This is a genomic window from Streptomyces sp. NBC_00223 (assembly GCF_036199905.1).
Lineage (GTDB): Bacteria > Actinomycetota > Actinomycetes > Streptomycetales > Streptomycetaceae > Actinacidiphila.
Map to the genome: position 1 here is coordinate 5,643,037 of NZ_CP108109.1, position 13,118 is coordinate 5,656,154.

At 71.0% G+C, this 13,118-nt stretch carries 11 protein-coding genes and 1 tRNA gene; 9 read left to right on the top strand and 3 right to left on the bottom strand.

The window, feature by feature from the left end; all coding sequences use genetic code 11:
* Positions 1–2: 2 nt before the first annotated feature.
* Together OHA30_RS24120 and OHA30_RS24125 are read left to right on the top strand one after the other, a co-directional pair.
* The gene (locus OHA30_RS24120) at positions 3–686 is read left to right on the top strand and encodes an AIM24 family protein (protein ID WP_328915959.1); all 684 of its coding nucleotides are present in this window, start codon (positions 3–5) and stop codon (positions 684–686) included.
* 16 nt (positions 687–702) lie between these two features.
* Positions 703–1,464, top strand: a complete 762-nt coding sequence (locus OHA30_RS24125) for an AIM24 family protein (protein WP_328915960.1) — start codon at positions 703–705, stop codon at positions 1,462–1,464.
* Positions 1,465–1,570: 106 nt separating this feature from the next.
* Here the strand turns inward: OHA30_RS24125 and OHA30_RS24130 are convergent, their stop codons facing one another.
* Positions 1,571–2,101 (bottom strand): NUDIX hydrolase, encoded by a 531-nt coding sequence (locus OHA30_RS24130; RefSeq protein WP_405785349.1) that lies wholly within the window; start codon positions 2,099–2,101, stop codon positions 1,571–1,573.
* Positions 2,098–3,627: a zinc-dependent metalloprotease gene (locus OHA30_RS24135; protein ID WP_328915961.1), complete on the bottom strand. Its 1,530-nt coding sequence runs from the start codon at positions 3,625–3,627 to the stop codon at positions 2,098–2,100. The genes OHA30_RS24130 and OHA30_RS24135 overlap by 4 nt, the downstream gene beginning before the upstream one ends.
* Before the next feature lie 180 nt (positions 3,628–3,807).
* On the opposite strand from OHA30_RS24135, the gene OHA30_RS24140 reads away from it, so the two are divergent.
* The 4 genes from OHA30_RS24140 to OHA30_RS24155 all read left to right on the top strand — a co-directional run bounded on the left by OHA30_RS24140 (position 3,808) and on the right by OHA30_RS24155 (position 7,244).
* A complete protein-coding gene (locus OHA30_RS24140; protein ID WP_328915962.1) occupies positions 3,808–4,911 on the top strand; it encodes an SDR family oxidoreductase in 1,104 nt (367 codons plus the stop codon).
* 107 nt (positions 4,912–5,018) lie between these two features.
* Positions 5,019–5,477 (top strand): molybdenum cofactor biosynthesis protein MoaE, encoded by a 459-nt coding sequence (locus tag OHA30_RS24145; protein ID WP_405785346.1) that lies wholly within the window; start codon positions 5,019–5,021, stop codon positions 5,475–5,477.
* A gap of 333 nt (positions 5,478–5,810) precedes the next feature.
* Positions 5,811–6,158: a hypothetical protein gene (locus tag OHA30_RS24150; protein WP_328915964.1), complete on the top strand. Its 348-nt coding sequence runs from the start codon at positions 5,811–5,813 to the stop codon at positions 6,156–6,158.
* Between the two features lie 9 nt (positions 6,159–6,167).
* Positions 6,168–7,244, top strand: coding sequence for a YlbL family protein (locus OHA30_RS24155; protein ID WP_328915965.1), 1,077 nt, complete (start codon positions 6,168–6,170; stop codon positions 7,242–7,244).
* A 63-nt stretch (positions 7,245–7,307) separates the two neighbouring features.
* On the opposite strand, the gene OHA30_RS24160 is transcribed toward OHA30_RS24155, so the two are convergent.
* Positions 7,308–7,862 carry a PPA1309 family protein gene (locus OHA30_RS24160; RefSeq protein WP_328915966.1) on the bottom strand — a complete coding sequence of 185 codons (555 nt, stop codon included), beginning with the start codon at positions 7,860–7,862 and terminating at the stop codon, positions 7,308–7,310.
* Positions 7,863–7,995: 133 nt separating this feature from the next.
* Here OHA30_RS24160 and OHA30_RS24165 point away from each other — a divergent pair, with 133 nt between their 5' ends.
* The 3 genes from OHA30_RS24165 to OHA30_RS24175 all read left to right on the top strand — a co-directional run bounded on the left by OHA30_RS24165 (position 7,996) and on the right by OHA30_RS24175 (position 13,089).
* Entirely contained in the window at positions 7,996–10,902 is a 2,907-nt protein-coding gene (locus OHA30_RS24165; RefSeq protein ID WP_328917972.1) for a UPF0182 family membrane protein, read from the top strand.
* A 53-nt stretch (positions 10,903–10,955) separates the two neighbouring features.
* Positions 10,956–11,029: transfer RNA gene (locus tag OHA30_RS24170), tRNA-Met, on the top strand.
* 167 nt (positions 11,030–11,196) lie between these two features.
* Positions 11,197–13,089 (top strand): tetratricopeptide repeat protein, encoded by a 1,893-nt coding sequence (locus OHA30_RS24175; protein WP_405785344.1) that lies wholly within the window; start codon positions 11,197–11,199, stop codon positions 13,087–13,089.
* Positions 13,090–13,118 lie beyond the last annotated feature (29 nt).

Here is a 13,118-nt window from a genome sequence, read left to right on the forward strand (position 1 = left end):
CCATGGACCAGCAGATGATCGCGGGCTACGCACCCACCCCGGTGGCCGCCCGGATGGAGAACCACGGGTCGGCCATGCTCAAGGTCGCCATGCAGACCGGCCAGGACCTCTTCGCCCGCAGCGGCTCCATGGTCGCCTACGAGGGCTTTGTGCAGTACGAGCCGAACCCGCCCGCCGTACGGCAGATGGCCTCGGCCTGGCTGACCGGCGAGAGCACGCCTCTCATGAAGTGCAGCGGTGACGGCCTGCTCTACCTCGCCGACTACGGCGCCGACGTGGTGTGCCTGAACCTCAACAACGAGTCGGTGTCCGTCAACGGCACGAATCTGCTCGCCTTCGACGCGCACCTCCAGTGGGGCGTCGAGCGGGTCAAGGGCCTCGCCAAGTTCGCCGGGCAGGGCCTGTTCAACGTGGCGGTGTCCGGCACCGGCTGGGTGGCCGTCACCTCACGCGGCACGCCGATCGTCGTCGACTGCGGCAGCGGCGCGGACGAGACCTATGTCGACCCGGACGCGCTCGTCGCCTGGTCGTCGGGGCTGAAGATGAAGGCGAAGCGGAGCTTCAAGGCGTCGGCGCTGATCGGGCGCGGCAGCGGCGAAGCCTTCCAGATCGCCTTCTCGGGGCAGGGCTTCGTGGTCGTACAGCCCAGCGAGGACAGCACTGACCGGCTCCGGGCCCGGGGCTGAGGGGGAGCGACACATCATGCAGAGCCCGCTTTTCGCATTCACCGAGGTCCAGAACGAGGACCACTACACCCTGCAGAACTCCTATCTGCTCCGGGTCCGCCTGGACGGGAACACCGGCCCGGACTGTCTGGCCAAGAAGGGTTCGATGGTCGCCTATCAGGGCATGATCGAATTCGACGGCGAGTACCAGTCCCACCACCAGGGCAGGGCCCGCCGGCAGACCGGTGAGGGCCTGGACCTGATGCGCTGCTCGGGTCAGGGCACCGTCTACCTTGCCAATCTCGCCCAGCAGATCCACATCCTCGACGTGGACCACGACGGGCTGACCGTTGACAGCGCCTATGTGCTCGCCCTTGACTCGGGGCTGCACTGGGACGTGATCGCCGTCGACAGCGAGTTCGGCCTGTCCGGCACCGGCGCGTACAACCTGAACATCGCGGGCAACGGCAAGGTCGCCCTGATGACCTCGGGCAAGCCGCTGATGATGCCGGTGACCCCGGACAAGTACGTCTCCTGTGACGCGGACGCGGTCGTCGCCTGGTCCAGCAGCCTGCGGGTCCAGATGCAGGCGCAGACCAGCAGCTCGTCGGTCTTCCGCAGGCGCGGAAACACCGGCGAGGGCTGGGAGCTGAACTTCGTCGGGCAGGGCTATGTCCTGGTCCAGCCCAGCGAGCTGATGCCGCCGCAGAACGTGGTGCTCCAGGGCCTGCGCGGGCAGTACGGCCTGGGAGCGGGCGGGCACGGCCAGAACCAGGGCAACGCCTGGTCGGGGCGGTAGCCCACGCGTGAACTACCGCCGGGGTGCGGGCGGTCGACGCCCGCACCCCGGCGGCCCTGCCGGCCGCACCGGCCGCGCGGTCACAAGCGCTCCGGCGGCCGCGCGCTCACAGCAGTGTGCGGGTCCTGGTCACCAGGCTCGCCACCGAGCTGTCCGAGACCGCGACGGCCTCGTCGAAGGTGAACCAGCGCAGGTCGAGTGATTCGTCGCTGATCGACTCGACCGCGCCCTCGGGCGCCACAGCGGCGTACTGCACGTCGAGATGCCAGGCGCACGGGGTCAGATGCCGGTCCAACTGGACCGGCCCGGGCACCAGCAGCCGCAGCCCCGCGATCCCGGACTCCTCGGTGCCCTCGCGCAGCGCCGAGGCGTCGAGCGCCGTGTCCTCGGGTTCGCAGTGGCCGCCGGTCTGTAGCCACATTTTCAGCTTGGCGTGCAAGGTGAGCAGGACACGTTCTCGCGGCGGGTCGAGCACCAGCACGCTCGCCGTGATGTGCCCGGCCTTGCACGGTTTCCACACCCCGTCCGGGTGCGCGGCCAGATGGGCCAGATACTCGCCGCGGAGCTTGTCCTGCTCCGGGTCGGGGGTGTGCCAGTTCTCAAGGACGCGCACGGCGTCCGCGTGCAGTGTGCTCACTTCTCGGAGTCGCCGTCCTCGCCGCCGTCGCCCTCAGGGTCCGCGCCGGGCTCGGGCTTCGCGTCGCCCGCACCCTTCGCGTCGCCCGCACCCTTCGTGAGGTCCGGGCCCTTCGTGAGGTCCGGGCCCGCGTCCCCTTCGGCACCGCCCGGGCCGCCGTTCGCGGCCTCGCCCAGCAGCTTGTCCAGCTCGGAGAAGTCGAAGGACTCGCGGTGCACAAAGCCGTCCGGGTCGTCCAGGTCCGCGGCCGTCGGCAGCATGTCCGGGTGCGCCCACACCCCGTCCCGGCCGTCCACCCCGCGCGCGTCGGTCAGCGACGCCCACAGCCGGGCGGCGTCCCGCAGTCGCCTCGGCCGCAGCTCAAGGCCGATCAGGGTCGCGAAGGTCTGCTCGGCCGGCCCACCGGTCGCCCGGCGGCGGCGCAGTGTCTCCCGCAGCGCGCCCGCCGACGGCAGATGCGGGGCCGCGGCCTCGTGCACGACCGCGTCGACCCAGCCCTCGACCAGCGCGAGCGCGGTCTCCAGCCGGGCCAGCGCCGCCTTCTGCTCCGGCGTGTCCTCGGGCTGGAACATGCCCTGCTGCAACGCTTCCTGAAGCTGCTCGGGCTGCGAAGGGTCGAGCTGCCCGACAGCCTCCTCCAGACGTGTGGTGTCCACCTTGATCCCGCGCGCGTATCCCTCGACAGTGCCGAACAGGTGGGCCCGCAGCCACGGCACATGAGCGAAGAGCCGCTGGTGGGCGGCCTCGCGCAGCGCCAGATACAGCCGCACCTCCTCCTGCGGCACGCCCAGGCCCTCGCCGAAGGCCGTGATGTTCGCCGGGAGCAGCGCGGCCTTGCCGGACGGGCCGAGCGGCAGCCCGACGTCGGTGGAGCCCACCACCTCGCCCGCCAGGGTGCCGAGCGCCTGCCCGATCTGGGAGCCGAACATCGCGCCGCCCATGGACCGCATCATGCCGAGCAGCGGCCCGGTCATGGCCTGCATCTCCTCGGGCAGCACATCGCCCATCGCCCCGGCCACCCGCTCGGCGACCGGGTCGACCAGGTCCTTCCACACCGGCAGGGTCGCCTCGACCCACTCCGCGCGGCTCCACGCCACCGCGGTGTTCGCGCCCGAAGGCAGCGAGGTGACGCCGTCGAGCCACAGGTCGGCCAGCCGGACCGCCTCCTGGACCCATGCGGTGTCAGAACGGCCCACGCTCGTGTCCTTGACGCCGTCCGGGGTGCCCTGGGCGACGGTCTGGCGGGCGATGTCCTTGGCCATGTCCCAGTTCACCGGCCCGCCCTCGTAGGAGAGCATCTGGCCGAGCTGCTGGAAGGCGGCGCCGAGGTCATTGGGGTTCAGGGAGCCGAACATCGCCGCGAACGGGTTGTCGCCGCCCCCGCCGAAGGGACCGCCCCCGCCGAAGCCGAACGGGTTCGGCGGCTGGCCGCCGCCCTGGCCGCCGCCTCCCTTGCCCTCATTTCCCTCGCCCCCGTCGTCGGGCTCCTCGGGAGGGACGCCGAATCCGAATGGGATGTCACTCACGGGATTCCTCGGCTCTGTGTCGTGATGGGCTGGCTGGTGGTGAGGCGGCCGCGCGGGCCGATTGTGCGGAGGTGAGCCTGTGTCGCGTACGACTCACTGTGATGAGCTGTACCTCCAGCCTAGACACGTGTCCGGCAGGATGGCTGCGTACGTATCTGAGACAACCGTGGGAGACACCCGGTGAGTTCCCCAGAAGCACACGTTCGCCCAGAGCGGAGCCCCACTCGGGGGGCCGCCGGTCCGGTGGTGGCGATCACCGGCGCGGCGACGGGCGTCGGCCACGCGCTGGCGCTGCGGCTCGTCGAGTCCGACCAGGTCAGGAAGGTCGTGGCGATCGACGAGCGGCGCGGTGACGTGCCCGGGGCGACCTGGCGGGTGCTGGACGTACGCGACCCCGCGATCGCCGAGAAACTGCGTGGCGCGGACGTGGTCGTGCATCTCGCGCTCGACCTCGATCTGGAGTCCGACGCGAAGGCCCGTTCGGCTTTCAACGTCCGCGGTACGCAGACCGTGCTCACCGCGGCCGCAGCCGCCGGAGTGCACCGGGTCGTGCTGTGCACCTCGGCGATGGTCTACGGCGCCCAGGCGGACAACGACGTGCCCCTCGCCGAGGACGCGCCGCTGCGGGCCACCTCCGAGGCCAGCTTCGTGGACGACCTGCTGGAGATCGAACGACTCGGCCGCCGCGCCCCGCGGGCCCATCCCGGCCTCAATGTGACGATCCTGCGCCCCGCCGTCCTGGTCGGGGGTACGGACACCGCGCTGACCAGGTACTTCGAGTCGCCGCGGCTGCTGGTCGTGGCGGGCAGCCGGCCCTGCTGGCAGTTCTGCCATGTGGAGGACCTGGTCTCGGCGCTGGAGTTCGCCGTGCTGGAGAAGGTCGACGGCGAGATCGCCGTCGGCTGTGACGGCTGGCTGGAGCAGGAAGAGGTCGAGGAGCTTTCGGGCATCCGGCGGATGGAACTGCCGCCCGCCATCGCCTTCGGCGCCGCCTCCCGGCTGCACCGCCTCGGTCTGACGCCCTCACCCGCCGGCGACCTCGCCTACACCATGCACCCCTGGGTGGTCAGCGGCAGCAAGCTCTACGAAGCGGGCTGGCGGCCGAAGTGGTCGAACGAGGAGGTGCTGGCCGTGCTCCTGGAAGAGGTCGAGGGCCGCAACTCCGTCGCCGGGCGCCGCCTGGGCCGCAAGGACGCGACCACCCTCGGCGCGGCCGGGGCCACGGTCGCCCTGGTCGGCGCGGCCGCCGTGGTGCGCAGGGCCCGCAAGCGCCGGGGCCTCTGAGCCCATCGGGTAAGCACCGGGAAGCGCCCGGGGCGCGCGACGACGCGCGGTGACGTGCCGGTGCGATGACAGGATCTTCTTTCGGTATTCCGGGCAGGCGAGGGAGCATGGGCGGCATGGCACGGACGGACGACCGCGACGACCCGATCCGGCTGCTGGCGATCCGCGACACCCCGCTGTCCGTGGACGAGGTCTTCGCCGCGGTCGGTGACGACGCGGCCGGTGGCACGGCGCTCTTCGTCGGCACCGTGCGCGACCACGACGGGCGGCCGGACGCGGAGGTGACCGGTCTGTCGTACTCCGCGCACCCCCTGGCGGAGCGGGAACTGCGCCGGGTCGCGGAGAAGGTCGCCGCGGACTTCCCGGTACGGGCGCTCGCGGCCGTCCACCGCGTCGGCGACCTGAGGGTGGGCGACATCGCGGTGGTCGTGGCGGTCGCCTGCCCCCACCGAGGCGAGGCGTTCGAGGCGAGCCGCCGTCTGATCGACGAACTCAAGAGCCAGGTGCCGATCTGGAAGCATCAGACGTTCACGGACGGTACGGAGGAGTGGGTGGGCGCGCACTGACCCGTGCGTTTTCGCACCCTGGGTGCCGACCGAAGGCCCGCGTACAGGCGCCCTGGACAACAGACCCGGCGTCCGCGCCCTCGCGTCCTGGGCGGCGATCCCGCGCCTCCTCATGCGCCGCCTCCTCGCGTCCTGGGCGCCGTCCTCGCGCCCTCGTCTCCCAAGGCGTCGACAGGCGTCGACCCGCGCCGCCCGTACCGCGCCCACCCTCCGTTCGTGGGACTCCGGCGGAATTCCCGCCGGAACCCCGTGCCCCTGCCCAGCGTTTGACCCGATGAGTGGTTAATCTGCTCATAGGTCCGATTTGGCGCACAGGGTCTCGGGGAGTTCGCAGTGGCAGCACTCGTATGGTTGCTCATTCCGCTGGCCGCCGCGGTCGTCGCCGCCTGCTGGGCCCGGTGGGCCGCGCGGCGACGTACGACCGGGGACGGTGCCTCGCTCGCCGACTACGAACGCTTCCGCCAGGCGATGCAGCGGGTGGCCCCGGTGGACGCCTCCCGGGAGCGCGCGCCGGTCGCCGGACCCGCCGCCGGGACGGCCCGTGACAAGGGCCGCAGGGCCGCCCGTACCGCCGGTGCGGGCGCCGGGAAGAACGCGGCACGCGGCCTCGGTACGGCCCCCGCGAACGCCCCCGGCGAAGAGGACTCACCCCGCGGACCGGTTGTCGGACCGGTCCCGTAGGGTCGGGGCATGCCACGCCGCACCGCGACGCTGCTCGCTTCGACACTGACGCTGATCGTGCTGCTGTGCGTGGCCCTCCTGGCGCCGACGCCGTACTCGGAGATGTCGCCGGGGCCGACCGTGAACACCCTCGGGGACTACCAGGGCGAGCAGGTCATCCAGATCACCGGCCGCAAGACGTACCCGGCCGACGGGCATCTGAACATGACCACGGTCCGGGTCACGGGCGCCGACTACTCGATGAACCTGATCGAGGCCATGTTCGGCTGGGCCCAGCACGACGACCGGGTGGTCGAGCACGACACGCTCTACCCGAACGGGCAGAGCGCGCAGGAGGCCGACCAGGAGAACGCCGAGGAGTTCAGCCAGTCCCAGGACAGCGCCAAGGTCGCCGCGCTCAAGGTGCTGCACATCCCCGTCCCGTCCCGGGTGATCGTTTCCGCCGTGGTCAAGGGCGGCGCCTCCCAGGGGCTGCTGCACGCGGGCGACGTCATCAAGGCGGTGGACGGCACCGAGGTCAAGCAGGCCGACGACGTCGCCAAGCTCGTCACCGAGCACAAGCCGGGCCAGCCGGTCGTCTTCACCGTCATCAAGGCCGCCGACGCCAAGAAGAAGTCCACGGTGACCCACGACGTGACGATCACCACCCGGGCCTCCGACGACACCGGCCCCAAGCGCGCGGTCGTCGGGATTCAGGCGGGCATCGAGCACATCTTCCCGTTCACCATCGACATCCGGCTCGCGGACGTGGGCGGCCCGAGCGCGGGCATGATGTTCGCCCTGGGCATCGTGGACAAGCTCACCCCGGGCAATCTGACCGGCGGGCACTTCGTCGCGGGCACCGGCACCATAGACGACAGCGGGAACGTCGGCCCGATCGGCGGCATCGGTCTCAAGACGATCGGCGCCCGCGACAAGGGCGCGCAGTACTTCCTCACCCCGGCCGACAACTGCGGGGAAGCCGCCAAGGACATCCCCCACGGCCTCACCCTGGTCAAGGTGAAGACGCTGGACGACGCCATGGCGGCCCTGGCGAACATCAAGGCCGGCAAGACCTCGGCGCTGCCCAGCTGCTCCAAGAGCTGAGCCGATAGCTGAGCCGAGGGCCGAGCCGGCGGCCGAGCAGCAGTCGGCCGCCCAGGCTTCGAATCACGCCTCGAAGGTCGCCGCCAGCGCCTCGGCCAGCCCCGGCACCAGCTCCGACCCGGTGAGCACCTCGGTCGGCGAGTCCTTGGACCGCAGCCGCAGCGCCGACTCGCGCGCGCCGTCCCGCAGGACCCCGACCGTCATCCGTACCTCCTGCCGCTCGGGGTGCGCGGCGACCCATGCGGCGAGCGCGGCGTCGTCCAGGTCCTCGGGGATCGCGGCCTCCGCGGACGGCGGCAGCATCAGCCGCTCCACGGTGAGCGCGCAGCCCGCGATCACCTCGGGCCAGGCGATGGTGGCCAGGAACTCGTCCAGCTGCTGCCCGGCCGGCAACTCGTCCTGCTCGATGGGGGTCAGGCCCCCGGCGGTCTCCTCACCGAGCCCCAGCTGCTCGGCCAGGCCGGGCTCCTGGGACCGCAGTTGAACGGTGTCGACGAGGGCGAAGAGCCGCGCGGGCTGGTCCCAGCCGAGGCCCGAGGCATAGGTGTCGATCTCCAGCACGGCACGGGTCAGCGGATTCCCCGCGAGCGGTGCACCATCGGTCGCAATGTTGGACATGGTCAGTATCCTGCCTCTTCCCCGCCCGGAATCGGGAACCGGCCAAAGCGTGAGTAAGTTGCACCTGTGGGGGGTCCGACCCGGGACACCCGCGAAACACTGACATTTCGAGGTGCGCACCTTGGTATTCCAGATGCCGGACCGCGGCGGAGGGCCGTCGGGAGCCCGGATCAGAATGGGCCGTCCGTCCCGGCGGACCCGAACCCTGCTCATCACGATCGGCGTGCTCGCCGTCCTGATGATCGCGTTCGTGATGTTCGCCGGGTTCTGGACGGATTTGCTCTGGTATCGGTCGGTTCACTACTCGTCGGTCTTCACCACCACGCTGTGGACCAAGGTCGGCCTCTTCTGCGTCTTCGGCCTGTTGATGGCCCTCGCGGTCGGGGTGAACATCTACCTGGCGCACCGGCTGCGTCCGCCGCTGAGCGCGATGTCGACGGAGCAGCAGAGCCTCGACCGGTACCGGATGGGGATCGCGCCGTACAAGAAGTGGGTGCTGCTCGGGATCTGCGCGGTGGTCGGGCTCATCGCCGGCGGATCGGCCTCGGGTCAATGGCGGCTGTGGCTGCTCACCACCAACGCCACGCCCTTCCACGTCAAGGACCCGCAGTTCCACAAGGACGTGTCCTTCTACGCCTTCGACCTGCCCTGGTACCGCTTCCTGCTGAGCTTCGGCTTCGCCACCGTGGTGCTCTCGCTGATCGCCGCCGCGCTGGTGCACTACCTGTACGGCGGGCTGCGGATCACCTCGCCCGGCGGCCGGGCCACCGCGGCGGCCACCGGCCATCTGTCGGTGCTGCTGGGCCTGTTCGTGTCGCTCAAGGCGGTCGCGTACTGGCTGGACCGTTACGGTCTCGCGGTCAAGTCCAGCGGCTTCAAGGCCACCGAGAACTGGACGGGTCTGCGGTACGTCGACGCCAACGCGTATCTGCCTGCCAAAACGATCCTGTTCTGCATCGCGGTCATCTGCGCGCTGCTGTTCTTCGCGACGCTGTGGCGGCGTACGTGGTCGCTGCCGACCATCGGCTTCGGGCTGATGGTGCTCTCGGCGATCCTCATCGGCGGGCTCTACCCGGCGATCGTGCAGAAGTTCCAGGTGCAGCCGAACGAGGCGGCCAAGGAGGCGCCGTACATCCAGCGGAACATCGACGCGACACGGGCGGCGTACGGCATCGCGGACAGCGAGGTCTCGGAGTACGCGGGGACGAGCACGGAGTCCAATGCCAAGCTGCTCGCCGACACCGCCACCGCGGCCTCCATACGTGTCCTGGACCCGAACGTGGTCTCGCCGACCTTCCAGCAGATGCAGCAGTCCCGCAGCTACTACTCCTTCCCCTCCACGCTCGACGTCGACCGGTACACGATCGACGGCAAGGAGCAGGACACCGTGGTGGGGCTGCGCGAGCTGAACATCAAGGGCATCCCCGAGAACAACTGGATCAACGACCACTTCAAGTACACCCACGGCTACGGGCTCATCGCCGCCAAGGGCACCACGGCGACCGACACCGACCCCAAGGGCCAGCCGGTCTACACCGAGAAGAACCTGCCGACCGTCGGTGACATCGGCGACTACCGGCAGGAGATCTACTTCGGCGAGCAGACCAAGCAGTACTCGATCGTCGGCGGCCCCACCAAGGAGCTGGACTACGCCGACAAGACCGGGGAGAAGTCGTCCTCGTACCAGGGCAAGGGCGGGGTCAGCCTGAGCAACCCGGTGACCCGGGCCGCGTACGCGGTGTCCTTCGGGGAGCCGCAGATCCTCTACTCCGGGGCGATCGGCGACGGTTCGAAGATCCTCTACAACCGCACCCCCAAGGAGCGGGTGGAGGCGGTCGCGCCCTGGCTGACCATCGACGGCGACCCGTACCCGGCGGTGGTGGACGGCCATGTGCAGTGGATCGTGGACGCGTACACGACCACCAACGGCTATCCGTACGCCTCCAGCACGACGCTCGGTGACACCACCGCGGACTCGCTGACCGACGACCAGCGTTCGGTGGTCGCGCAGCAGAACCGGGTCAACTACATCCGCAACTCGGTCAAGGCGACCGTGGACGCGTACGACGGCACGGTCACGCTCTACCAGTGGGACACCCAGGACCCGGTGCTCAAGACCTGGATGAAGGCGTTCCCGCACACCGTGCAGCCCAAGAGCGCGATCTCGAAGGACCTGATGACGCACCTGCGGTATCCGCAGGACCTGTTCAAGGTCCAGCGGCAGCTGCTCACCAAGTACCACGTCACCAAGGCCGCGCAGTTCTACAGCGGCAGCGAGGTGTGGCAGGTGCCGGACGACCCGGCGTCGAAGTCGGGCAAGGCGGTGCCGCCGTACTACCTGAGCATGCAGATGCCCGACCAGAACAGCCAGGAGTTCTCGCTCACCACGACCTTCACGCCCACCAAACGTGACAACCTCTCGGCCTTCATGGCGGTGGACGCGAACGCGACGAGTCCGGACTACGGCAAGATGCGGCTGCTCAAACTGCCGCCCGACGCCCAGGTCGACGGACCGCAGCAGGTGCAGAGCAAGTTCAACTCCTATCCGGGCTTCGCCACCGACCTCAACCTGTTGAAGAAGGGCGACTCCACGGTCGAGTACGGCAACCTGCTCACCTTCCCGCTGGACGGCGGTCTGCTGTACGTGGAGCCGGTGTACGTGCGCGGCGCGGACACCAACTACCCGCTGCTGCGCAAGGTGCTGGTGAACTTCGGCGGCACGATGGCCTTCCGGGACACCCTCGGGGAGGCGCTGTCCGAGGTCTTCGGCGGGGAGGCGGCGCCACCGCCGGCCGACGGCGGGACCGGAACCGGGACCGGTGGCGGTACGACGACCGAGCCGCCGCCGACGACGGGCACCACGGACAACCCGACGCTCGACAAGGCCCTCGCGAACGCGCAGAAGGCCCTCGACGACGGGCAGACCGCGCTCAAGAACGGCGACTGGAAGGCGTACGGCGAGGCGCAGGACCGGCTGGCCGCCGCGCTCCAGCAGGCGCAGGACGCCGAGAAGGGGAAGAAGGGGGCGAAGACCGGGTGATCGAGGGCTGATCGGGCGACACCCCGCGTCGTGGTACGGTTAAGACACAACGACGCGGGGTGGAGCAGCTCGGTAGCTCGCTGGGCTCATAACCCAGAGGTCGCAGGTTCAAATCCTGTCCCCGCTACTCGATGAAGAGGCTCGAAGTCAAGTGACTTCGGGCCTCTTCACTCGTTTGAGGTACCCCCGGTTTGAGGCGTTTGGGTGACGCCTTATCGGGAAGTCGACAAAACGCTGTAGTGACCAATCGGGTTGCGGTATACCAGGTGTACGCCGGTAGCGGGTGGTGCGACGATGGTGCTCATGGGGGATGGTGCAAGACTGCTGAATACTCGTCAGATCCATGGACAAGGTGGGCCGACGGGGGAGTCGGCCGCGCGTGCGGACGCCTCCGGGGCCGCGGCCGTCAGCGTGGCGGCGTTGCTGCCCGGGCCGCGGGCCGGACACGGGGACTCCGCCGAACCGGTCGCCGTACCGGCGCTGCTCACCGAGCTGCCCGACGAGGACACCCTCGCGCTGCGCGAGGAAGCGGAGATCGAGGCGCGGCACCGCCGGGCCGCCGAGCAGGGCGACCCGGGGGCGATGAGCGCGCTCGGCACGCTGCTGCTGCGGCGCGGGGACCTCGACGGCGCGGAGCCGTTTCTGCGGCAGGCCGTGCAGCACGGGGACCGGGCCGCCGCGAACAATCTGGCGCTGCTGCTCCACCAGCGCGGGTACGCCGACGAGGCGGCCGGCTGGTGGCGGATCGCGGCCGTCGCCGGGTCCGCGCCCGCCGCGCACGCGCTCGGCCGGCACTTCCGGGAGCGCGGTGACGAGCCCGGCGCCGAATACTGGCTGCGGCAGGCCGCCGAGTCCGGGCACACGCTGGGCGCCTACGCGCTGGCCGACCTGCTCGACCACCGGCGGGACGTCGGGGCCGAGCGGTGGTTCCGCGCCGCCGCCGAACACGGGCACCGAGAGGCGTCGTACCGGCTGGCCCGGATCTGCGCGGGGCGCGGCGAGGACCACGAGGCCGAGCAGTGGTACCGGCAGGCCGCGGCCCGCCGCCACCGCCGGGCCGCGCTGCGCCTCGGCACGCTGCTCGAGGAGCGCGGCGAGACCAAGGAGGCCGGGCACTGGTATCTGACGGCCGCGCGGGACGGCGAGGCGCGGGCCGCCTGCGCGCTGGCCTTTCTGCTGCGGGACGCCGGTGACATCGACCAGGCCGCCACGTGGTGGCGGCGGGCCGCCCAGGCCGGCGACGGCAACGCCGCCAACGCGCTCGGCGCGCTGCACGCCCAGGAGGGCGAGACGCAGACGGCCGAGCGCTGGTACCGCACGGCCATGGAGGCCGGGGACGTCAACGGGGCGTACAACCTCGGGCTGCTCTGCGCCGGCCAGGGGCGTACGCCGCAGGCCGAGCAGTGGTACCGCAAGGCCGCGTACGCCGGGCACCGCGAGGCCGCGAACGCGGTCGCCGTCCTGCTGCTCCAGCGGGGGGACGCGGCGGGCGCGGAGCCCTGGTTCTCCAAGGCGGCCGAGGCAGGCAGCATCGACGCGGCCTTCAATCTCGGCATCCTGTACGCCGGGCGCGGCGACGCGGACATCGCGCGGCGGTGGTACGAGCGGGCCGCCGCGGCCGGGCACTCGGAGGCGGCGCTCCAGGTGGCGATCGCCCTCCAGCAGGAGGGGGACGTGCACGGCGCCGAGCGGCACCTGCGGTGCGCCGCGGGCGGCGGCAGCCCCGAGGCGGCCTTCCGGCTCGGGGCGCTGCTGGACCGGCGGGACCGGGAGGACGGCGAGGCCGTCTGCGACGAGGCGGAGGAGTGGTACGAGCGGGCCGCCCACCAGGGGCACCGGCGGGCGCAGGTGCGGCTCGGTATGTGCGCGGCCAAGCGGGGGGACGTCGTGGACGCGGCGCACTGGTACCGGCTGGCCGCGGAGGCGGGGTCGCGGAACGGGGCGTTCAACCTCGGGCTGCTGCTCGCGCGCGAGGGCAGTGAGCCGGAGGCCGCGCTGTGGTGGACGCGGGCCGCTGACGCGGGGCACGGGCGGGCGGCGCTGCGGATGGCGTTGCTGTCGGCCCGGCGGGGTGATCTGCCGTCGGCGCAGTCGTGGTGTGCGCGGGCCATCTCGTGCGGGCCCGCGGAGGTCGCGGAGCGGGCCGCGCGGCTTACGGCGGCGGTCTCCCACGAGCTCACTGCGTGAGGCGTTGGGTTTACGGCTGACGTTCCCTG